The sequence below is a fragment of the Lutimaribacter pacificus genome (assembly GCF_900142185.1).
Classification (GTDB): domain Bacteria; phylum Pseudomonadota; class Alphaproteobacteria; order Rhodobacterales; family Rhodobacteraceae; genus Lutimaribacter; species Lutimaribacter pacificus.
The window spans coordinates 478,400-500,282 of sequence record NZ_FQZZ01000002.1 but is presented as its reverse complement, the minus strand read 5'-3'; the positions used below and the strand labels follow the sequence as shown (position 1 = coordinate 500,282).

Sequence of the window (21,883 nt, the reverse complement as noted above, 5' to 3'; positions counted from 1 at the left end):
GATAGTCTGGCCCCGGTCTTGCATGGCCTTGCGGCCCCGGGGGTGATTGCACAGCCTGACTGTTATCAAGTCACGGAAATTCGGCAGGGGTGTAGCAGAGCATTCCTGACCTAGCAACCTGCTATAAATCTTTCGTATGCGATTGTATACTTCGTGTTTTCAAACACTTACCCCAAGTGCGACCCTTTGTGCGCATTTCTTGGGCAACTTTTTTGTGCGGCAGCGTGCGGTTTTCCGATTCCTGCGCGCCGCTTTGCCCCCGGGCGTTAACGCTATCACCCGAAAACGGGCCTCTCAGCGCACCGGATTGCGCCCCGCAACCGGCTTGCCCAGCCCGTCCAGAACCTCGAACGGGCGGCGCACCGCCTCTTTCAGCCCGTTGGTCGGTGCGTGCACGCGTTTCGTCGCCTCGACGATCAGGACCCCCCCCGCGATCGCCAGCGGCAGGCTGCGGCCCGCGCGTTCCCAGAACGGGGCGGTCTTGCGCCAGAAGCGCCGGTGGCTCGGCGGCTGGAACAGGGTGGTCACGTGCCGTTCGGGCAGGAAATGATGCCGGCGCAACTGCGCCTCGAGCTGGCTCAGCGTGTAAGGCCGGCCGTATCCGAACGGCGTGCGGTCCGACCGCGACCACAGCCCGGCGCGGTTCGGCACGATGAACAGCGCCTTGCCCCCCGGCCCCAGCACCCGGCAGCATTCCTCCAGCAGGGCGGTCGGGTTCTCGCTGGTCTCCAGCCCGTGCAGCAGGATCAGCTTGTCGGCATGTCCGGTTTCGATCGGCCACAGCGTTTCCTCGCACAGCACGCTGACATTGGGCATACCCGCCGGCCAGGGCATCACCCCCTGCGGGCCGGGCATCAGCCCGACCACCCGCCGCGCATCCGCCAGGTAGGGCCGCAGCAGCGGCACGGCAAAGCCGAACCCGACGACGGTCTGGCCCTGCGCCTCGGGCCACAGCGTCAGCATCGCGTCGCGGACCGACTTTTGCGCCGCCCGCCCCAGCGCGCTGCGATAATAGAAATTGCGCAGATCCTGCACGTCGAGATGCATTGCGGCCCGGTCCCCGATCCGTCAGTCTGTAGGCCACACCATATCAAGCAAAGGATGAAACGCCATGCCCCTTGAGATCGTCACCATCCCCTGCCTGAGCGACAATTACGCCTATCTCGCCCATGACAGGGAAACGGGGGAAACCGCGCTGGTCGACATCCCCGAGGCCGGCCCGATCCTGGACGAGCTCGACCGCCGGGGCTGGCGATTGTCGCATATCCTGATCACCCACCACCATCCCGACCATGTGCAGGGGATCGACGCGATCCTCGCCGCCCATCCCGCCAGGGTTGTCGGCGCGGCGGCGGATGCGCATCGCCTGCCGCCGCTGGACGTCGCGGTAAAGGAAGGCGACAGCGTGCGGATCGGCGGCGAAACCGGGCATGTCATCGACGTTTCGGGCCACACGATCGGGCATATCGCCTTTCATTTTCCGCAAAGCCACGTGGCGTTCACCGCCGATTCCCTGATGGCGCTGGGATGCGGCCGCGTGTTCGAGGGCACGTTCGACCAGATGTATGACAGCCTGCAAAAGCTGGCCGCGCTGCCGCCCGAGACACTGATCTGCTCGGGTCATGAATACACCGCCGCGAACGCGCGTTTCGCCATGAGTATTGAACCCGGCAATCCCGATCTTATCTCAAGGGTCGGCCGCATCGAAGAAGCGCGCGCCAAGGGACTGCCGACCGTACCCTCCCTTCTCTCCGTCGAACTGGCGACCAACCCGTTTCTGCGGGCCGACCAGCCCGGCGTTCAGGACGGTGTCGACATGCCGGGCGCGGATCCGGCCCGGGTTTTCGCAGAGGTGCGCCGCCGCAAGGACGCATTCTGAAAAGACCAAACCGTGAGCGGAGCCGGCGATCGGACAAGAATTGTGATCGGCGGCACCCAGAAAAAACTTGAAGCGCGGCCGATATCGACCAAACTTTAAAGTATCGAGGCCATGTTCGGTCTGCCCCGCGGACCGATCGATCAAACAAGACAGGAGCACGTATCGTGCCTTCATTCTCGAACACGCTCGAACAGGCAATCCATGCGGCGCTGGCGCTGGCCAATGCGCGCCGCCACGAATTCGCAACGCTGGAACACCTTTTGCTCGCCCTGGTGGACGAGCCGGACGCATCGCGCGTGATGAAGGCATGTTCGGTCGATACCGAAGAGCTGCGGCAAACCCTGGTCGAATTCATCGACGAGGAGCTTGTCAATCTCGTCACCGATATCGACGGCTCCGAGGCGGTGCCGACCGCCGCCTTCCAGCGCGTGATCCAGCGCGCCGCCATCCATGTGCAAAGCTCGGGCCGGACCGAGGTGACGGGCGCCAACGTGCTGGTCGCCATCTTTGCCGAACGCGAATCCAACGCCGCCTATTTCCTGCAGCAGCAGGACATGACGCGCTATGACGCGGTGAATTTCATCGCCCATGGCGTCGCCAAGGACCCCGCCTATGGCGAAAGCCGCCCGGTCTCGGGCTCCACCACGCCCGAGGCGGAAGAGGTAAACACCTCCTCGGACAAGGTGACCGAGGGCGAATCCGCGTTGGCCAAATACTGCGTGGACCTGAACGAAAAGGCCCGCACCGGCGATGTCGACCCGCTGATCGGCCGCAGTGCCGAGGTCGAACGCTGCATCCAGGTGCTGTGCCGCCGCCGCAAGAACAACCCGCTGCTGGTGGGCGATCCGGGCGTCGGCAAGACCGCCATCGCCGAGGGGCTTGCGCGCAAGATCGTGCAGGGTGAAACGCCCGAGGTCCTGGCCAACACCACCATCTTCAGCCTCGACATGGGCGCGCTGCTGGCCGGCACCCGCTATCGCGGCGATTTCGAGGAGCGGCTCAAGGCCGTGGTGACCGAGCTGGAAAACCACCCCGACGCAGTTCTTTTCATCGACGAGATCCATACCGTGATCGGCGCTGGCGCAACCTCGGGCGGGGCGATGGACGCGTCCAACCTGCTCAAGCCCGCGTTGCAGGGCGGCAAGCTGCGCTGCATGGGCTCGACCACCTACAAGGAGTTCCGCCAGCATTTCGAAAAGGACCGCGCGCTCAGCCGCCGGTTCCAGAAGATCGACGTGAACGAACCCTCGGTCGACGACACGGTGAAGATCCTGAAAGGGCTGAAACCCTATTTCGAGGATCACCACGGCGTCAAATACACCGCCGACGCGATCAAGACCGCGGTCGAGCTGTCGGCCCGCTACATCAATGACCGCAAGCTGCCCGACAAGGCCATCGACGTCATCGACGAGGCCGGGGCGGCCCAGCACCTTGTGGCCGAAAGCAAGCGCCGCAAGACCATCGGCGCCAAGGAGATCGAGGCCGTGGTGGCCAAGATCGCGCGCATCCCGCCAAAGAACGTGTCGAAAGACGATGCCGAAGTGCTCAAGGACCTGGAAAAGACGCTCAAGCGCGTGGTGTTCGGCCAGAACGACGCCATCGTCGCCCTGTCCAGCGCGATCAAGCTCGCGCGCGCGGGCCTGCGCGAACCCGAAAAGCCCATCGGCAACTACCTGTTCGCCGGACCCACGGGCGTCGGCAAGACCGAGGTCGCCAAGCAACTGGCCGATACGCTGGGTGTGGAGCTTCTGCGCTTCGACATGTCGGAATACATGGAGAAACACGCCGTCAGCCGCCTGATCGGTGCGCCTCCGGGCTATGTCGGGTTCGACCAGGGCGGGTTGCTGACCGATGGCGTCGACCAGCACCCGCATTGCGTGCTGCTGCTGGACGAGATCGAAAAGGCGCACCCGGATGTCTACAACATCCTGCTGCAGGTGATGGACCATGGCACGCTGACCGATCATAACGGCCGCACGGTCGATTTCCGCAACGTGATCCTGATCATGACGTCGAATGCCGGCGCCACGGAACAGGCCAAGGCGGCGATCGGTTTCGGCCGCGACCGGCGCGAGGGCGAGGATACCGCCGCCATCGAACGCACCTTCACGCCCGAGTTCCGCAACCGTCTGGACGCGGTCATCAGCTTCCAGCCGCTGCCGAAGGACGTGATCCTGCAGGTGGTCGAGAAATTCGTCCTCCAGCTCGAGGCGCAGCTGATGGATCGCAACGTGACCATCGAACTGACCAAGCCGGCGGCCGAATGGCTGGCCGACAAGGGCTATGACGACAAGATGGGCGCCCGCCCGCTGGGCCGCGTGATCCAGGAATACATCAAGAAGCCGCTGGCCGAGGAATTGCTGTTCGGCAAGCTGGCCAAGGGCGGGGTGGTCAGGGTCGGCGTCAAGAACGGCGAGATCGACCTGCGCATCGAAGGCCCGGACAACCCGCGCCTGTCGGGCAACAAGCCGCCCCTTCTGACCGCGGATTGATGCGCGCGCGCCTTGCGCTGGCAACGGTTCTGACAGCGGCGGCCCTTCCGGCCGCCGCTGGCGATTTGCCCCTGTCCCAACCCATCGACTGCACGTTGGGCGACACCTGTTTCATCCAGCAATTCGTCGATACCGATCCCGGCCCCGGCGCGCGGGATTTCACCTGCGGCCCGCTGTCCTATGACGGGCACAAGGGCACGGATTTCGGCCTGCCCTCCCTTGCCGCGATGCGGGCGGGGGTCGATGTGCTGGCAGCCAGCCCCGGCACGGTGATCGGGCGGCGCGGCGACATGCCCGATACCGGCTGGTCCAAGGCATTCGCGGGCAAGGATTGCGGCAATGGCGTGGTGATCGACCACGGCGGCGGCTGGCAGACGCAGTATTGCCACCTGAAACAGGGTTCGGTCACGGTGCAGTCCGGCCAGCGCGTCGCAATGGGCCAGGTTCTGGGGCAGGTCGGATTTTCGGGGCGCACGCAGTTTCCCCACCTTCACCTCTCGGTGCGCAAAGACGGCAAGGTGGTCGATCCGTTCGACCCCGATGGCCGGATCACCTGCGGCACGCCGGATGAAAACACGCTTTGGCTGACCCCGCCCGATTATGCACCCGGCGGGCTGCTGGGCGCGGGGTTCGCCGATCGCGTGCCGGAGTACGACGCGATCAAGGACGGCACCGCCCACAGCCCCGCCCTGCCCGGCAATACCGGGGCGGTCGTGCTGTGGGGCTATGCCTTCGGCGCCCGCGCCGGCGACGTGATGCGGCTGACGATCCTCGCCCCCGACGGCAGCCCGTTCTTCGCCCATGACACGACAATCGACGCCCCCAAGGCGCAGCTTTTCCGCGCCGCGGGCAAACGCCTGCGGACAGCACCCGCACCGGGAACATATACCGGCACCGCCACGCTGTTGCGCGGCGGATCGGTGATCGACAGCGTGACGGCCGAATTGCGGATCGGGGGCTGAGCCTTCAGCGTTCGGTCAGCTTCAGTTCGATCCGCCGGTTCTGCGCCCGCGCCTCGGCCGTGTCGGCGGGGTTCACCGGCTGGTATTGCCCGAACCCGTTGGCCGCCAGCCGGTCGGGCGGTATACCGAGCGCCTCGATCATGTAGCGCACCACCGACAACGCACGCGCCTGGCTGAGTTCCCAGTTATCTGCAAAGGCCGCGCCGGGCCGCACCGGCACGTCGTCGGTATGCCCGTCCACGCGAATGATCCAGTCGATCCCGGCGGGGATATCGTCGGCCACGTTGCGCAGGATGCCCGCGACATTGGCGATCTCGCGTTCGCCATCGGGGCTCAGATCCGCGCTGCCCGCATCGAACAGCACCTCCGAGGAAAAGACAAAGCGATCCCCCTCGATCCGCACGCCCTCCTGGTTGCCGAGGATTTCCCGCAACCGGCCGAAGAACTCGCTGCGATAGCGTTCCAGATCGGCCTTTTCCGCCTCGAGCCGCCTGCGCTCTTCCTCTTCCAGCTGCCGGCGGCGGCGTTCCTCGGCCGCGGCACGCGCCAGCGCGGCGTTCAGGTCGGAACCCAGCGTTTCGATCTGCACCCGCGCGGCGGCGTCGCGGTCCTCGTAATCGTCCAGCAGCGCGCGCAACTCGCCCAGTTGCGTGCGCAAGGCGGCAACCTGCTGGTTCAACAACGCCTGCTGCCGCTGTGCCTCGGTGCTGGTCTCCTGCGCATCCGCCAGTTCCCGCCGGGCCTGCGCCAGCAGCGCCGCGCGCTGTTCGGCCGCGCTCAGGGCGGTTTCGGTCTCCTGCTCGGCGGCCAGCTTTGCAGCCAATGCCTCGGCCAGCCGTTGCTGCACCTCTTCCTCGGTTTGCGCCAGTGCGCCCTCGGCCTCCTGCGCGCGGGTCTCGGCGGCCAGTTTCGCCGCCAGCGCGCGCTCAAGCTCGGCGCGCAATGCGGCCTCGTCACGCGCCTGCGTGGCCTGCATGTCGGCCACCTGCCCCTCGGCCTCGCGCAGCGCGGTCAGCGCCTCGTCCAGCCGCGCCTCCAGCGCCGAATTCCCGGCCTCGCTCTCTTCCTGCGCCAGAAGCGCCCGCGCCAGCCGGGTGTTCAGATCCTCCTGCGCGGCCTCGGCGGCGGCCAGCAGGCTCAGCGTATCCTCGGCTCGCCTGCGCTGCTCCTCAAGCGCCAGGGTCATCGCGGTCAGTTCGGCATCGGCCTCTTCCAGCCGCTTGCGCAGGGCCGCCGCCGCCTCGGCCTCGGCCAGCCGGGCGGCCTCTTCCTCGCTCAGCGACTCCTGCAAGTCGTCCACGCGCGCCGACAACCCGGCGGCGGTGTCCTGCGCCTCGGCGTTCTGGCGGCGCAGATCGGCGATCAATGCCTCCAGCGCCTCGCGCCGGGCGGCGGCCAGCCGGGCCGCCTCGGCCCCGGCGTCCAGTTCGTCGCGGGCCTGCGCCAGCGCGGCGTTCAGCGCCTCCTGCTGCGACAAAAGCTCGGTCTTTTCGCCCTCCAGCGCCGTCACCTCACCCAGCGCGGTATCGCGCTGCGCAATCAGCGCGGCCACCTGCGCCTCGAAATCGGTGATGCGGGATTGTGCCGCCGACAACTCGGCCTCGCGCGCGCCCAGATCGGCCCGCAGCGCCGCGATCAGCGACGATTGCTGCTCGGCCTCGGCGCGCGCGGCGCTCAGCGTGCTGTCCAGCTCGCCCACCCGCGCGGTCAGATCCTCGTTGCGCCGCCGTTCCATCCCCAGCGCCTGCGACAGCGCCGCGATTTCCGAGGACAGCGCGTCCAGCCGCTTGTCCTGCCCGCTGATCGTTTCGCGCAGCACGTATTGCACGACCATGAAGATCGTCAGCACGAATACCAGAACCATCAGCAGGCCGGTCACCGCATCCACGAAACCCGGCCAGATCGAGCCCTGGAACCTTTGCCCGGTGCGGCGCGACAGGGCCATGGCTCAGCCCTCCCGCTCCGGGTCGGTGTCGCTCCGGGCGGCGGTCTCGGCCAGCTTCACCTGCCGGGGCCTGCGCGGCGGCACCTGCCCGACCGCGCGGGTCAGCGCGGCAAGGTCGGTGCGCAGCTCGGTCATGGTTTCCTGCCGACCGGCGCTCAGCTCCTCAAGGATGCGCAAAAGCTGCACGTCGATCGAGCGCAGGCGCATCCGGCTTTCGGCATCCATGCCATCGCCGCCGGATTCGGCCATCGTGGCGACAAGCTGTTCCTGGCTTTCGGCGATGCGGCTCAGCGCGTCGTGCAACTGGCCCGCCCCGGCCAGCCGGTCGGTCAGCCGCTCGACCGAGCCGACCAGCAGGCCCAGTTGCCCGTCCAGGTCCCGGCGCCCCGCCTCGCCCTGCGCGTGCAGCACGCGCAGTTCCTCCATCTGCTCGGCCATGTGGTCGATCACCTGCGCCATCGCGCCATGATCGCCGCCGCCCTCGCCCTCGCCGGAGAATCCCAGCCGCGTGATCGAGCTCAGCCATTCCTCAAGCTCGCGGTAGAACCGGTTTTGCCCGTGCCCGGCGAACAGCTCCAGCAGCCCCACCACCAGCGACCCGGCCAGGCCCAGCAGGGACGACCCGAACGCGACGCCCATGCCAGAAAGCTGCGCGTCCAGCCCGCTCATCAGCCGGCCGAAAACGGCAACGCCTTCCTCGTCCTCGCCCGGGGCGAGGCCGCGGATCGTGTCCACCAGCGCCGGCACCGTGGTCGCCAGCCCGTAAAACGTGCCCAGAAGCCCGAGGAAAATCAGCAGGTTGACGATATAGCGCGTGATCTCGCGGTCCTCGTCGATGCGCGTGCTGACGGAATCGAGGATCGAGCGGGTGGAGGTCGCGGCAATCTGCATCCGCTGCCCGCGCGCGCGCAAAAGCGTGGCCAGCGGCGCCAGCAGGACCGGCGCGCGGCCCGCATCGTCCCCGCCGGCGAAATCGCCGATCCAGCGCACCGAGTTGAACAACTGCGCCACCTGGTAGAAACAGGCGACGATCCCCAGCAGGAACACGAATCCGATAAACCCGTTCAGATACGGGTTGGCCTCGAAAATCGGCAGGATCGTGGGCAGCGCCAGCGCCACAACCCCCGCAGTCAGCAACAGCACGAGCACCATCAGAAGGATCTGACGGACGGGCTTGGTAAACTGCGGCTCGGCCTCGCGGTCCGGCTGGTCCATAAGGACAGCTCCTGACACTTGTTTTCTTGCGCGATCCTAGAGCGTCAGCCGGGGCAAGCCAAGGATTTATCCGCCGATCGACCGCACCCGTTCGTCCAGCCATTCCAGATCGGCGTCGTCGATGCCCAGACCGCGCAGATGCGCCACGGTATTGTGCAGATACTCGGTGTTCGGCCCGCGCCCGCCCACCGCGCGGGCGATGATGCCGGCCTGTTCCTCCAGCGGCAGCCCGCCGCAATACTGGTCGTGGTCGGGGTCGATCACATAGGTCACCGCCGTAACCCTCCGGCCATCGGTCAGTTCCAGGTCCAGCATCTTTTCCAGGTAGGCCGAGGATATCAGCTCACGCTCGCGCAGATAGGCCAGTGTGGCGTCCTCCTGCCCGGCATCCACCGCCAGCGCCAGCCCCAGGCAGGATGCGCCCGGCCATTCGTCCAGCGCCAGCACCAGCCCCGGCGCCGCGACCGTGCCGCGGTGGTGGATCGAACGCATGCAGAAACTGCGGTGATAGTCGGGCAACCGCGCCAGCACGCTTTCCGCCACCCCGAAACCGGGGTTCCAAAGCAGCGATCCGTATCCGAACACCCACATCGTCATCTGTCTGGCCCTTCCCTTTCGGCCCCTGTAAACACCACGGCAACCGAAAGGAAAAGGGGCCGCCGATGAAACGCCTTCTTGTTGTTGTCCTTGTCGCCGCCGGGCTGTGGGCGGGGTATTGGTGGATCGGCGCAAGCGGGGTGAAATCCGGTTTCGCCGCCTGGTTCGACGCCCGCCGCACCGAGGGGTGGGTGGCCGAAAGCGGCGACATGACCGTGAACGGCTTTCCCAACCGGTTCGACACCACCTTCACCGACATCCGCCTTGCCGACCCCGAAACCGGCTGGGCGTGGGAGGCCCCGTTCTTCCAGTTGCTCGCGCTCAGCTATCGGCCCAACCACGTGATCGCCGTTTGGCCGCGCGACCAGAAACTCGCCACGCCGCTGCAGAAATACACCGTCACCAGCGCCGAGATGCAGGCCAGCGCGGTTGTCGGCGCCGATACCGACCTGCCGCTGGAGCGTGCCAACCTTGTCGCCGACACCTTGTCGATCACCGACGAGGCGGGCGAGACCACCGCCATGACCGCCCTGCGCCTTGCCGTCGAACGCGTCGAAGGCGGCGAGGCGACCTATCACCTTGGCTGGGCGGCCGAGAACCTCGCCCCCGCCCGTGCCGCGCGGCTCAGGCTCGACACCACGGGCGAGTTGCCGCAAACCCTCAGCGCCTTCCGCGCCGATATCCGGGCCAGTTTCGACCGCCCGTGGGATCGCCACGCGATCGAAACCGCGCGCCCCCAGCCCACGCAGATCACCGTCAGGCTGGCCGAGGCGCATTGGGGCGATCTGGAACTCGCCGTGGCGGGGCAGGTGGATGTCGACGCCGATGGCCATCCCACCGGCCAGATGACCGTCAAGGCCCGCAACTGGCGCGACATCCTGCAACTGGCCCGCGCCTCGGGGCGGCTGCCGGGCGGGCTGGCCGATCAGCTGGAAACCGGGCTGTCGATGATCGCGCAATTGTCGGGCAACAGCCAGACACTCGACATCCCGCTGGATTTTCGCGGCGGGCGCGTCTTTCTCGGCCCCGTCCCCATCGGGCCGGCCCCGGTGCTGAAACTGCGCTGAGCGTCTACTTGCAGTAGCTGCCCTTGCGATAGCGCGCGGTGTCGAAATGGAAATGGTCGCGGTGAAAGCGGTTCGCCTCGGGGCCAAGCACCGTGCCGAACGGGCCGCAGGCGCTGCGATGCATCTGGCGCAGGATGCGCCCCTCGCTTCCGCGGCCCCAGTCGCGCAGAACGCTGATCTCGGTGCCGTTGCGCAGGGCGAAACCGCCGATATCCAGCGCCCGCCCCTTGCCGTGCTCCGAAACCTTGGCGCCTTTCTGGCTGTTGCGGGTGCGGCAGGCATAGCTGGCCATGACGCGGATGCTGTCGACACCGCCACCGTGGCTGCCCACCGCCGGGCGCATCCCGCCCGCAACCCATGATTTGAGCGCCCTGGCGGTGCCGCAATCCATCACCGCCGGCGTCGACAGGCGCACGCCCGAGATGCTTTTCAGCCGCACCGCCTGGTCGATCCCGCAGCCGCCCATCTGGCCCGACACCCGGCCGACGGCATCGCCCTGCAGATCCACATCGCCGCACACCGCGCCACGGCGCAGGGCGGCGCGCGTCACGCGGGCCTGATCCTCGACCCGGGCGCTGCGCGGCTGCGGCCGGAGCGAGCGGAAAAAGCCCCGCATCCCCTGCCCCTGCCCCGTCGCCGCGTCCCCCGCAGGGGCGGTTTCCGCGCTGGCCGCGCGCGGCACCGGGCGCAGCGATTGTTCGGGCGCGTCGGCCCGCGCCGCACCGGCCACCGCAAGGGCCAGTATCAGCGCCGCCGCCCTCATTCCGCCGGTTTCACCCGGCCGAAATCCGGCGCGTCGGTGTCCTGCCCCGCCTCGATGATGCCGCGCCGGATCGCGCGGGTGCGGGTGAAGTAATCGAACAGGTGGTCGCCATCACCGATGCGGATCGCGCGCTGCAGCGCGAACAGCTCTTCGGTGAAACGGCCCAGTATCTCCAGCGTCGCGTCCTTGTTCGACAGGAACACGTCGCGCCACATGGTCGGATCGCTGGCCGCGATCCGGGTGAAATCGCGGAAACCGGCGGCGGAATACTTGATCACCTCGCTGTCGGTCACCCGGCGCAAATCATCGGCCACGCCCACCATCGTATAGGCGATCAGGTGCGGCGCGTGGCTGGTGACCGCCAGCACAAGATCGTGGTGATCGGGCTCCATCGTATCGACATGCGCGCCCATCCCTTCCCACAGCGCGCGAAGCCGGTCCAGCGCCTCGGGGCGCACATCGCCCTCGGGCACCAGCAGGCACCAGCGGTTTTCGAACAGCGTGGCAAAGCCCGATTCCGGGCCGGAATGCTCGGTTCCCGCCAGCGGGTGCGCGGGGATGAAATCGACGCCCGCGGGCACATGCGGGCCGACCGCGTCGATCACCGCGCGCTTGACCGATCCAACGTCCGACAGCGTGCAGCCTGGTTTCAGGTGCGGGGCGATTTCCCCGGCCACCGCTTCCATCGCGCCCACCGGCACGCACAAAACCACAAGGTCCGCGCCCTCGACCGCCTCGGCCGCGCTGTCGCACACCCGGTCGACCAGCCCGATCCGCCGCGCGGTGTCACGGGTGGTCTGGCTGCGGGCATAGCCCGTGACCTCGCCCGCCAGCCCGCGCCGGCGCATCGCCAGCGACATCGAGCCGGCGATAAGGCCCAGCCCGATCAGTGCCACGCGGTCATAGATCACACTCACGCGGCACCCCCCTTGAACTGCCCGATCGCATGGGCCACCCGGCGGCACGATGCCTCGTCCCCCACGGTGATGCGCAGGTATTCCGGCAGGTTGTAACTGCCCACCGGCCGCACGATCAGGCCCTGCGATTTCAGGTATTCGTTGCAGGCGGCGGCCTCACCGGCGTCAGTGAACCGCGCCAGGATGAAATTGGTCTCGCTCGGGTCGCTCGGCACGCCGTGGCCTGCCAGCACCTCGGCCAGCCAGGCGCGCAGGCGGGTGTTGTCGGCGCGGCATTTCTCGACCCAGGCCTGATCCTTCACCGCCGCCTCGGCGGCGGCCAGCGCCGGCGTCGACAGGTTGAACGGCCCGCGGATACGGTTCAGCACGTCGATCACATGCGCCGGGGCATAGCCCCAGCCGACGCGCAACCCGCCCAGCCCGTAGATTTTCGAGAATGTCCGCGTCATCACCACGTTGTCGCGCCCCTCGGCCAGCGCCGCGCCGCCGTCGAACCCCTCGACATACTCGGCATAGGCCCCGTCCAGCACCAGAAGCGCGGTTTCCGGGATGCCGTCGGCCAGCCGCCGCACATCCTCGGCGCCGATCATCGTGCCGGTGGGGTTGTTGGGGTTGGCGATGAACACCAGCTTCGTGCGCCGGGTGCAGGCCTTAAGGATCGCGTCCACGTCCGTCACGCGGTTGTTTTCCTTGACCTCGACGGGGGTCGCCCCCGCCGCCAGCGCGCCGATGCGATAGATGGCGAACCCGTGCTCGGTATGGATCACCTCGTCGCCCGGCCCGGCATAGGCCTGGCACAGCAGGTGCAGGATCTCGTCGCTGCCCACACCGCAAACGATACGTTCGGGGTCCAGCCCATGCACCGCGCCGATGGCCGCGCGCAAGGCGCCGTGGTCGGTCGACGGATAGCGGTGCAGCTCGAACCCGGCACGGCGGAACGCCTCGACCGTGGCCTCGGACGGGCCGAAGGGGTTTTCGTTCGAACTCAGCTTGACCACGTCCGACACGCCGTCGACATGGCTCGCCCCGCCCACGTAAGGCGCAATTTCAAGGATGCCCGGCTGGGGGGTGATCTTGGTCATGGCAGCACTCCTCGCCCCGTCTTTAGCGATGGCGCCCGCCCATGGAAAGATTGAAACGCGGCAGCCCGGGCGGCTGTTGCCGCAATGCACGTGCCCGCGCATGAAAAACCCGCCGCGGCAAGGCCGGGCGGGTTTTCCGAAACGTCGAAGATCGGCGCAGATCAGTTCTGCGCGTAGAATTCGATGACCAGGTTCGGTTCCATCATCACCGGGTAGGGCACGTCGCTCAGGCCCGGGGTGCGCACGAAGGTGGCGGTCAGCTTCGAATGGTCGGCGTCGATGTAATCGGGCACATCACGCTCGGCCAGTTGCACGGCTTCCAGGATCGCGGCCATCTGCTTGGATTTCTCGCGCACCTCGATCACGTCACCCTCTTTCACGCGGTAGGAGGGGATGTTCACGCGCTTGCCGTTCACCAGCACATGGCCATGGTTCACGAACTGGCGCGCGGCAAAGATCGTCGGCACGAACTTGGCGCGGTAAACCACGGCGTCCAGGCGACGCTCCAGCAGGCCGACGAGAAGCTCGCCGGTATCGCCGCGCTGACGCTCGGCGTCACGGAAGATGCGGCGGAACTGCTTTTCCGTCAGGTCGCCGTAATAGCCCTTCAGCTTTTGCTTGGCGCGCAGTTGGATGCCGAAATCCGACAGCTTGCCCTTGCGGCGCTGGCCGTGCTGGCCGGGGCCGTATTCGCGGCGGTTGACGGGGGATTTCGGACGGCCCCAGATGTTTTCGCCCATCCGGCGGTCGATTTTGTACTTGGCAGACGTGCGTTTGGTCACGGCTGATCTCCTTTATAGAGGCATTTCAGCTTGATCCGAAAACCGGGTCCCACTTTTCGGGCTGAAATCGCGTTTCAGCTTGATCCGTGGGCGGTCAGGCGGTCAGCCTCGTGCCGTTGCTAAAGGGCGTTGTCCTCTGGCCTTGCGACCCGACAGGCATCCCCTTGCGGGGGCCACCAACACCAATGAAGCCGCGCTTATACGCCCGCCGAAGCCAGAGTCAACACGCAAAAGCCGCCTCAGGCCGCCTCGTGCTGCAGGATCGCCGCCTCCGAGGTGCTCAGGTTGCGCCGCGCGTAGCTGCCATAGCTGGTCACGTCGTATTCCAGTTCGGGATACATCGCCAGCAGGCGCGCGCGGTCGTCGTCGGCCAGCGTGCTCATCGCCGCGTTGGCCGGGTGGAAGCTTTCGCTTTGCACGCCGTTGGCCCAGATCACCTCGTGCCGGGGCAGCAGCAGGTGGATATAGGTCACCTCCTTCAGCGCGGTATCCACCGCGACGGTCGAACCGTTCACAAGATCGCGCGCCGCCACCAGCACCTCGGGGGTGTTGAACAGCGCCTGTGCCACCCGGCCCTGCACCAGCATCCGGTGCTCGGGCGAGACAACAAGTTCCCGGTCGGGCCGGTCGACATCCAGCGCGCCGGGGCGAAACCGGATCGGGCGCAGCTTGGGCATCGCGAACAGTCGCGCGCCGGTCATGTGGCGGCTGCCGATCCAAAGCACCTCCTGCGCGCCGTTGTCGCGGGTCTGCACCCTGTCGCCCTCGCGCAGATCCTCGACAAGGCGCGGGCCGTCGGCCGTTGCGATCATCGTGCCGGGGGTAAAGCAGATCACCCCGCCGCTGGACGGGCCCAGCGGGTTCTGTTGCGTCAGGTTGTCCAGCGAATGATGCACAACCCACAGGTCGCTGTTGCGCGGCGGCAGCGCATCGAGAAACATCAGCAGGGGCGGCGTCCCGGTGCCGGTCTCGATCACCGTCATGGTATAGGTCTGCGCCCCGTCGGTCACCACGACCGCGCAATCGCCGGCCTGCTCGGGCGCCTCGACCCGGTCCAGGTCGCGCTCGCCGCTGATGGCCGCGCCGACCAGCCGCCGCACCATGCGCGCGGCGCGCCGCCGGACGTTATCCTCGCCATCCGCCTGTTCAAGCCGCAACAATTCCCGTGGTCCGTCGACCCGAACCGCATCCCCGCGCCACGCCCACGCGGCCCCTACGGTCAGCGATTCAATCGGCGCGGCCTCAAGACCGTCCACTTCAGTTTGCGACCAGGAGATGACGAACGTGCCCCCAAAGCCCGTTCCCATGCTCTGCCTGTATGTCTGCCTCGGTTTATTATTGCACCGACGCTAACAGACCCGATTCGCCCCGAAAAGGGTTTTTATTCTCAGGGAATTACGCGCTGTGGTGGATCGGCCACGCGGGCCCGGCGGATCAGAAGCGGAAATTCACGCTGACCGCGCCCGACAACTGCCCCTCGGGCTGGTCGTCGAACTCTTCGCCCATGTAGGTCAGGCCATAGAACAGCCGCGCCTTGCGCCCCTCGTAATGCAGCCCCATGCGCAGGCGCGTGCGCGTATCCGTCAGCTCGTACCCCCGCGCCTCGGGCAGGTAGACGCTGTCGGCCACATGGGCAACATCCGCCCCCAGCACGAAGGCAAAGCCCGAAAACGGCTGGCGCACCGTGCGATAGCGGTGCCCCGTCACCGCATCGCGCACCCAAAGTTCGCCCTGCCCGACCGTGCCCAGCACCAGGTCGCCGCCGACGCGCAGCAGGGTCTCGTCGCCCCAGCGCGCCTCGACGAAGGGGCGCAGCACCGCGCCGGGCGACAGGCGCAGGTCGCGGCCCGCCTCGAACACCAGCGTGGGGTGGACCCCGTTTTCGATCTGCCCCGCCCGCACGCCGTCCGAGGTCTGGTCGATCCCCGCCAGGTCGTGCAGCGCATCCTGGAAATCGTCCAGCCCGGTCTGCGGCCCGGTCACCACCAGGTCGGCGCCCAGCGCGAAATCCATCGCACCACGGCTGAAATGCGTATGCAGCCCGGCAAACAGCGCCCCGGCATAGGGCCGGTCGCGCGGATCGGGGGTGCGGGTATTGGCCGGCGCGATGATCTGCCCGCCGAACCGCAACTCCAGCAGCCGGCCGAACCCTTCGGGCGCGCGGCCCGTCCATTCCGGCCCCCAGACCCGGCTGCCCACCGCCGAGCCGGTGCGCCAGCGGTCGTGCAGGTCGCCGAAGGAATCGTTCACGATCACACCGCCCCGGCCGATCAGGTCCCTGTCGCCGGCAAGCGCCTGCTGGCCCAGAAGACCAAGGCACAGAAGGCCCGTTGCAATGATACGGATCATGAAATTCATCCCGGTTCGCCGCGCACGAACCCCTTTTCTACCCAAAGGCGCAAGCCGGCGATAGGCCCCGAATGCTCAGACCGACAGATAGGCGTCGCGGATTTCCGGGTGGGCGTTCAGCTCGTCCAGCGTGCCGGTGAATTTCTGCGTGCCGCCCTCGATGATCACGGCCATGTCGGCCACCGCGCGGGCGAAATGCAGGTTCTGCTCCGACAACAGCACGGTCAGCCCCTCCTGTTTCAGCTGGATGATCACCCGCGCCATCTGTTCGACGATCACCGGGGCGATGCCCTCGCTCGGTTCGTCCAGCAGCACGAAGGACGGGTTGCCCATCAGCGTGCGCGCGATGGTCAGCATCTGCTGCTCGCCCCCCGACAGCGCCTTGCCCCGGTTGCCGCGCCGCTCGGCCAGGTTCGGGAACAGGTCGAACAGCATCTCGGTGGTCCAGGCATAGCTGCCCTCGCGCGGGGGCTGGCGGCCGACCTCGAGGTTTTCCAGAACCGTCAGGTCGGTGAAGATGCGCCGCTCTTCGGGCACGTAACCCAGCCCCAGCTTGGCCACCTTGTGCGGCGCCGACCCGGTGATGTCGTGGCCCTGGAACGTCACCTTGCCCGATCGCGGCACGACCAGCTGCATGATGGATTTCATCGTCGTGGTCTTGCCCGCGCCGTTGCGGCCCAAGAGCGCCACCACCTGCCCGCGCGCGACGGTGAAACTCAGATCGTTCAGCACATGGGCCTTGCCGTAAAAGGAATTGACCGCGCTCAGTTCAAGCATCTGCCGCCTCGTCTTCGGATTTGAACACGGTGCCGCCGCCCAGATACACCTCCTGCACGCGCGGATCGTTGCGGATCTGATCGACGCTGCCATCGGCGATCAGCTCGCCCCGGTTCAGCACCATGATCCGGTGCGCATGGGCGAACACCACGTCCATGTCATGTTCGGTGAACAGCACGCTCACCCCCTGGTCGCGCACGATATCGGCGGTCAGCTGCATCAGCGCGATCCGTTCGCGCGGGGCCATGCCGGCGGTGGGCTCGTCCATCAGCAACAACGTGGGTTCATGCGCCAGCGCGATCGCCAGTTCCAGCCGCTTCAGATCGCCATAGGCCAGCACCGCGCAATGCCGCTCGGCCTGCGCTTCCATGCCGACCATGCCCAGCAACTCCAGCGCGCGGGCGCGGTGCATCCGGTGGGCGAAGGGCAGCGCCCTGAACACCTGGCGATTATGCGACAGCAGCGCCATCTGCACGTTTTCGATCACCGTCATCGAGGCATAGGTCGCCGTGATCTGGAACGTCCGTCCGACACCGCGCCGCCAGATATCGCGCGGGGATTTGCCGGTGATGTCCTCGCCCATCAGGAACACGCGGCCACCAGTCGGCTTCAACTGCCCCATCAGCATGTTGAAACACGTGCTCTTGCCCGCGCCGTTCGGGCCGATCAGCGCCAGCAACTCGCCCTTTTGCAGCTTGAACGACACGTCGTTCACCGCGACCAGCCCGCCGAACGCCTTGGTCAGGCCCCGGGTTTCCAGAACCACGCTCATGTCTCGTCCTCCGCGCGGCGCAGCAGGCCGGCCCGCTCGGCCAGCTTGCGCAGGGTGCCGACGATGCCGTCAGGCGCCACGATCACCACGAAGATGATCAGCAGGCCCATCGCCAGCCGCCAGTATTCATACCGCGTCAGCATATCCTCGACCCCCTTGAAGAAGGCACCGCCGACGATCCCGCCCGACAGCGTCTTGACCCCGCCCAGGAACACCACGATCAGCGCATCGAAACTGCGCGTGATCTCCAGTTCGTTGGGAAAGATACTGCCTTTCGAGAACACGAACAGCCCACCGGCCAATCCCGCCATCATGCCCGCGAAGGCAAAGGCGAACATCCGCACGCGGCGGGTGTCGATCCCCGTCGCCTCGGCCTGCCTTTCGCTGTCGCGCGCCGCGCGCAGCGCATAGCCGAAGGGCGAATGCGCGACATGGCGCAAGAACAGGATGCCGCCCACGCTCAGCACCAGCGCGAAATAGTAATAGGCGGTCGTGCCCGACAGCCATGGCGCGGGCCAGATGCTCAGCAGCCCGTCATCCCCGCCGGTCACCTCGCCCCACTGGAACACGAGGCTCCACAGCAGTTGCGCAAAGGCCAGCGTCAGCATTGCGAAATAGACGCCGGTCAGGCGCAGGCAGATCCAGCCGATGATGATCGCCGCCATCCCCGCCCCGATCGGCGCCAGCAGGAAGGCCAGTTCCATCGGCGTATCCGCATGGGTCACCAGCAACGCCGCGACATAGGCCCCGCCGCCGAAATAGGCCGCGTGCCCGAAGCTGACCATCCCGCCCAGCCCCAGCAGGAAATGCAGGCTGGCCGCGAACAGGCAGAAGATCAGGATGTCGGTCGCCAGCACCTGCGTAAAGTTCGACCCGAACAGCGGCAGCGCCGCCAGCGCCGCGACACCTGCCGCCACCAGCAGCCGCACCTGCAGCCCGGCGGGCTTGATCGGGCGCTCTGGCTCGCCGACCTGGCCGTGCTCGCCCGCCACCTCCTCGCGGCCGAACAGGCCATAGGGCCGGACCATCAGCACCAGCACCATGACGACGAACATCAGCACCAGCGTCGATTGCGGCAGGTAGGTCACGCCGAACACGTTCAGGACCGAGATGATGACCGCCGCAAGATAGGCCCCCGGCAGCGACCCCATGCCGCCGATCACCACCACGACGAAAACGGCGGTCAGGATGTTGAAATCCATCAGCAGGTCGGCCCCGCCCTTGGGCAGTTGCAGCGCCCCCCCCAGGCCGGCCAGCGCGCAACCCAGCGCAAAGACCCCGGTGAACAGCCACGCCTGGTTGACGCCCAGCGCGCCCACCATCTCGCGGTCCTGCGTGGCCGCGCGCACAAGGATGCCGACACGGGTCTTGGTGATCAGGTACCACAGCGCCAGCGCCACGAAGGGCGTGATGACCAGCAGCGCGATATCGTATTTCGGGATCGGCTCGCCCATGATCCGCACCACGCCGCGCAGCCCCGGCGCGCGCGGGCCCAGCAGGTCGTCCGGCCCCCAGACCATCAGCGCCAGGTCCTGCACCACCAGGATCACCCCGAAAGTGGCGACAAGCTGGAACAGTTCCGGCGCGCGATAGATCGGCCGCAGCACCAGGATCTCGACCAGCATCCCGATCACGCCCACCGCGATACCCGCCAGCAGGATCGCGCCCCAGAAGCCCACCGCGCCCGGCAGGACCTGCATCAGCGTATAGCCGATATAGGCCCCCAGCATGTAGAAACTGCCATGCGCGAAATTGACGATGCGGGTGACGCCAAAGATCAGGCTCAGCCCCGAGGCGACCATGAAAAGCGCCCCGGCATTGGCAAGACCCGTCAATAGCTGAGCGATGAAAAGGCCCATCTACGTCCCTGTTCCGGTTTGAGGATTATTGCCCCGCCGCGCAGGCGGCATCGCCGCGCGACGGGGGAAGTTGCGGGATCAGTCTGCGGGGCGCAGCTTGCTGACCTCTTCGTCGGACGGCAGGTAGTTCGCGCCGTCCTTGTATTCCCAGTCCGTCATGACGCCCTTGCCGTCGCGCAGGGTGGTCTTGCCCACATAGGCGCCCATGGTCGACTGATGGTCGATCGCGCGATAGGTGATCTGCCCCACCGGCGTATCCAGTTGCAGGCCCGAGAACGCCTCGCGGATCGCCTCGGAATCGGTGCTCCCGGCCTTTTCAAGCGCGGCAAAGATGGATTGCGCGGTCATGTAGCCCACGATCGAGCCCAGCCGCGGATAATCGTCCCACCGCTCCTGGTAGGCGGCCACGAATTCGCCGCCCGGACCGTCCTTCAGGTCGTACCACGGGTATCCGGTGACGACCCAGCCCTCGGGCGCCTCGTCGCCCAGCGGGTCGAGGTATTCCGGCTCACCCGACAGCAGGCCAAAGACCTCGCGCCCGTCGAACAGCCCGCGATCGGTGCCCTCGCGCACGAACTTGGCCAGGTCGGGGCCGAAGGTCACGTTGTAGATCGCGTCGGGCTTGGCGCGTTCCAGCGCCTGCACCTCTGCGCCCGCGTCGATCTTGAACAGCGCGGGCCATTGTTCGGCCACGAACTCGACATCCGGCTTCAGCCGCTGCAGGTTTTCCTTGAACGCCGCCACCGCGTCCTTGCCATAGGCATAGTTGGGCGCGATCAGCGCGTATTTCACCGCGTCGGTCTTGGCGGCCTGCTCGGCCAGCATCGCCGCCTGCATGTAGGTCGAGCTGCGCAGCCGGAACGTGTAGGCATTGCCGCTTTCCCAGACCAGGCTGTCGGCCAGAGGCTCGGACGCCAGGTAGACATAGCCCTTTTGCGCCGCCATGGAGGACAGCGCCAGCCCCACATTGGACAGGATCGCGCCGGTCAGCATCACCGCGCCGTCGCGCGTCATCAGCTCTTCGGCGATCTTCACCGCCTCGCCGGGCTCGCCCTGGTCGTCCCGAAAGATGAACTCGACCGGCCGGCCCATCACGCCGCCCGCCTCGTTCACCTGCTCCAGCGCCAGCTCGATCCCCTTCCGGTAGGGCTCGGCAAAGGCCGCCATGCGCTTGTAATGGTTGATCTCGCCGATCTTGATGGCCTCTTGCGCCATCGCCGTCAGCGGCAGGGCCGCAAGGGTGGCAGCACCCATCAGGCCCTTCAAAAACGTCTTGCGTTTCATTCTGTGTCCTCTTTGTTGGTCCCGTGTCCAGCCTCAGTCGAGCTGAACGAATGTCGGCCTTACCGGCTCTCCCAGATACTCGGTCGTTTCCGCCTCGATCAGATCGCGGATGCGCTTGCGATAGACATTCGGCGCCTTGTCGATGGCGATCCGTATCGGCTTGCGCTTTTGCGGCCGCTGCTCTTCCTCGTGTATGGCCTCCAACACCTCTTTATCCTCGTCGAACGCGATACGGAACATCGCATCCATCTGCGCGCTGGCGTCTTCGTCGCCCTGCGCGATGTTTCGCAGATGCATCCAGTGGTCGATGGTGTAATCCTCGGTCACCGGGGTGACGAAATGCAATGCGAAAATGCGAACGCCCCGGTCGCGGCTTTCCTCGGGCAGGTTCAGCCCCGCATCGACGCTGCCGAAATCTATCACCGCGGTCGACGGCAGGTGGAGGTAGTAATAGTGCCAGCGATCCACGTTGCCCGCGAAACCGCCGAATTTCTGGAAGAACCCGACCGGCGGCGCATTCCTGATCCAGCGCCAGGCGGTGATCACCTCGCCGCTGGTCGAGACATGCACCGGCACGTCCTCGGACGCCGCGCTGCCCAGCGTGGTGGGATGCACAAAGCTGACATGCGCCGGATCGACCAGGTTTTCCGCCACGTTCAGGTAATGCGCGCGGATATGCAGCGCCCCGCCATGATGGGCGTGCCAGCCGGGATCGTCGAATTCTTCCATATGAAAGATCTTCGACGGATCGGCCTTGTCCGGCTCGCCGGTCCAGACCCAGACGATGCCGTTACGCTCCTCGACAGGGAAGGCATCGACATAGGCGCTGCGCGGCAGGTTGTCCTGCCCCGGCACGCGCACGCATTTGCCCGAACAATCGAAGGTCATCCCGTGATAGCCGCATTGCACCGTGTCGCCGATGCGCTTGCCCTTCGACAGCGGCAGTTGCTTGTGCGGGCAGCGGTCCTCCAGCGCGACGACCCGGCCGGTCGAGGCGCGGAACATCACCATGTTCTGACCGGTGATCGTGACGGGTTTCAGCGCATCGCCGAAATCCCGCGACCACCCCGCGACATACCAGGCGTTCCTGACGAAGCTCATCGCGAACATCCCCCTGCTGCCTTGCGCGCCCTGCGGCACC

Annotated in this window: 19 protein-coding genes; 4 read left to right on the top strand and 15 right to left on the bottom strand. The window is 66.8% G+C overall.

Annotated features, from left to right (window positions below; translation table 11 throughout):
• Positions 1–294 precede the first annotated feature (294 nt).
• Positions 295–1,047 (bottom strand): methyltransferase domain-containing protein, encoded by a 753-nt coding sequence (locus F3H87_RS08450; RefSeq protein ID WP_149788140.1) that lies wholly within the window; start codon positions 1,045–1,047, stop codon positions 295–297.
• Positions 1,048–1,111: 64 nt separating this feature from the next.
• On the opposite strand from F3H87_RS08450, the gene gloB reads away from it, so the two are divergent.
• The 3 genes from gloB to F3H87_RS08435 all read left to right on the top strand — a co-directional run bounded on the left by gloB (position 1,112) and on the right by F3H87_RS08435 (position 5,333).
• Positions 1,112–1,879 (top strand): hydroxyacylglutathione hydrolase, encoded by a 768-nt coding sequence (gene gloB, locus F3H87_RS08445; RefSeq protein WP_149788139.1) that lies wholly within the window; start codon positions 1,112–1,114, stop codon positions 1,877–1,879.
• 164 nt (positions 1,880–2,043) lie between these two features.
• Positions 2,044–4,371, top strand: coding sequence for an ATP-dependent Clp protease ATP-binding subunit ClpA (clpA, locus tag F3H87_RS08440; RefSeq protein WP_149788138.1), 2,328 nt, complete (start codon positions 2,044–2,046; stop codon positions 4,369–4,371).
• Entirely contained in the window at positions 4,371–5,333 is a 963-nt protein-coding gene (locus F3H87_RS08435; RefSeq protein WP_149788137.1) for a M23 family metallopeptidase, read from the top strand. Before clpA ends, F3H87_RS08435 begins: the two co-directional genes overlap by 1 nt.
• 4 nt (positions 5,334–5,337) lie before the next feature.
• Here the strand turns inward: F3H87_RS08435 and F3H87_RS08430 are convergent, their stop codons facing one another.
• The 3 genes from F3H87_RS08430 to F3H87_RS08420 form a co-directional block, all read right to left on the bottom strand.
• A complete protein-coding gene (locus F3H87_RS08430; protein ID WP_149788136.1) occupies positions 5,338–7,278 on the bottom strand; it encodes a peptidoglycan -binding protein in 1,941 nt (646 codons plus the stop codon).
• A 3-nt stretch (positions 7,279–7,281) separates the two neighbouring features.
• Positions 7,282–8,493 (bottom strand): biopolymer transporter ExbB, encoded by a 1,212-nt coding sequence (locus F3H87_RS08425; RefSeq protein WP_149788135.1) that lies wholly within the window; start codon positions 8,491–8,493, stop codon positions 7,282–7,284.
• 66 nt (positions 8,494–8,559) lie between these two features.
• Positions 8,560–9,090 carry a gamma-glutamylcyclotransferase gene (locus F3H87_RS08420; RefSeq protein ID WP_188129198.1) on the bottom strand — a complete coding sequence of 177 codons (531 nt, stop codon included), beginning with the start codon at positions 9,088–9,090 and terminating at the stop codon, positions 8,560–8,562.
• A gap of 65 nt (positions 9,091–9,155) precedes the next feature.
• Here F3H87_RS08420 and F3H87_RS08415 point away from each other — a divergent pair, with 65 nt between their 5' ends.
• The gene (locus tag F3H87_RS08415; protein ID WP_149788134.1) at positions 9,156–10,157 is read left to right on the top strand and encodes a DUF2125 domain-containing protein; all 1,002 of its coding nucleotides are present in this window, start codon (positions 9,156–9,158) and stop codon (positions 10,155–10,157) included.
• A 4-nt stretch (positions 10,158–10,161) separates the two neighbouring features.
• On the opposite strand, the gene F3H87_RS08410 is transcribed toward F3H87_RS08415, so the two are convergent.
• The 11 genes from F3H87_RS08410 to F3H87_RS08360 all read right to left on the bottom strand — a co-directional run bounded on the left by F3H87_RS08410 (position 10,162) and on the right by F3H87_RS08360 (position 21,843).
• Complete coding sequence (locus F3H87_RS08410) at positions 10,162–10,920, bottom strand: extensin-like domain-containing protein (protein WP_149788133.1); 759 nt, start codon at positions 10,918–10,920, stop codon at positions 10,162–10,164.
• Positions 10,917–11,837: a prephenate/arogenate dehydrogenase family protein gene (locus F3H87_RS08405; RefSeq protein ID WP_149788132.1), complete on the bottom strand. Its 921-nt coding sequence runs from the start codon at positions 11,835–11,837 to the stop codon at positions 10,917–10,919. The genes F3H87_RS08410 and F3H87_RS08405 overlap by 4 nt, the downstream gene beginning before the upstream one ends.
• Complete coding sequence (gene hisC / locus F3H87_RS08400) at positions 11,834–12,919, bottom strand: histidinol-phosphate transaminase (RefSeq protein ID WP_149788131.1); 1,086 nt, start codon at positions 12,917–12,919, stop codon at positions 11,834–11,836. Before hisC ends, F3H87_RS08405 begins: the two co-directional genes overlap by 4 nt.
• Positions 12,920–13,080: 161 nt before the next feature.
• A complete protein-coding gene (rpsD, locus tag F3H87_RS08395; RefSeq protein ID WP_149788130.1) occupies positions 13,081–13,701 on the bottom strand; it encodes a 30S ribosomal protein S4 in 621 nt (206 codons plus the stop codon).
• A gap of 239 nt (positions 13,702–13,940) precedes the next feature.
• A complete protein-coding gene (locus F3H87_RS08390) occupies positions 13,941–15,008 on the bottom strand; it encodes a Hint domain-containing protein (RefSeq protein ID WP_149788129.1) in 1,068 nt (355 codons plus the stop codon).
• A gap of 127 nt (positions 15,009–15,135) precedes the next feature.
• Positions 15,136–16,050: a lipid A-modifier LpxR family protein gene (locus F3H87_RS08385; RefSeq protein ID WP_149788128.1), complete on the bottom strand. Its 915-nt coding sequence runs from the start codon at positions 16,048–16,050 to the stop codon at positions 15,136–15,138.
• Between the two features lie 75 nt (positions 16,051–16,125).
• On the bottom strand, positions 16,126–16,827 hold the full coding sequence (locus tag F3H87_RS08380) for an ABC transporter ATP-binding protein (RefSeq protein ID WP_149788127.1): 702 nt from the start codon (positions 16,825–16,827) through the stop codon (positions 16,126–16,128).
• Positions 16,820–17,599: an ABC transporter ATP-binding protein gene (locus F3H87_RS08375; RefSeq protein ID WP_149788126.1), complete on the bottom strand. Its 780-nt coding sequence runs from the start codon at positions 17,597–17,599 to the stop codon at positions 16,820–16,822. The genes F3H87_RS08380 and F3H87_RS08375 overlap by 8 nt, the downstream gene beginning before the upstream one ends.
• Positions 17,596–19,458 (bottom strand): ABC transporter permease, encoded by a 1,863-nt coding sequence (locus F3H87_RS08370; protein ID WP_149788125.1) that lies wholly within the window; start codon positions 19,456–19,458, stop codon positions 17,596–17,598. The genes F3H87_RS08375 and F3H87_RS08370 overlap by 4 nt, the downstream gene beginning before the upstream one ends.
• 78 nt (positions 19,459–19,536) lie before the next feature.
• Complete coding sequence (locus F3H87_RS08365) at positions 19,537–20,742, bottom strand: ABC transporter substrate-binding protein (protein ID WP_149788124.1); 1,206 nt, start codon at positions 20,740–20,742, stop codon at positions 19,537–19,539.
• 33 nt (positions 20,743–20,775) lie between these two features.
• Positions 20,776–21,843, bottom strand: coding sequence for an aromatic ring-hydroxylating dioxygenase subunit alpha (locus F3H87_RS08360; protein ID WP_149788123.1), 1,068 nt, complete (start codon positions 21,841–21,843; stop codon positions 20,776–20,778).
• Between the last annotated feature and the right edge of the window lie 40 nt (positions 21,844–21,883).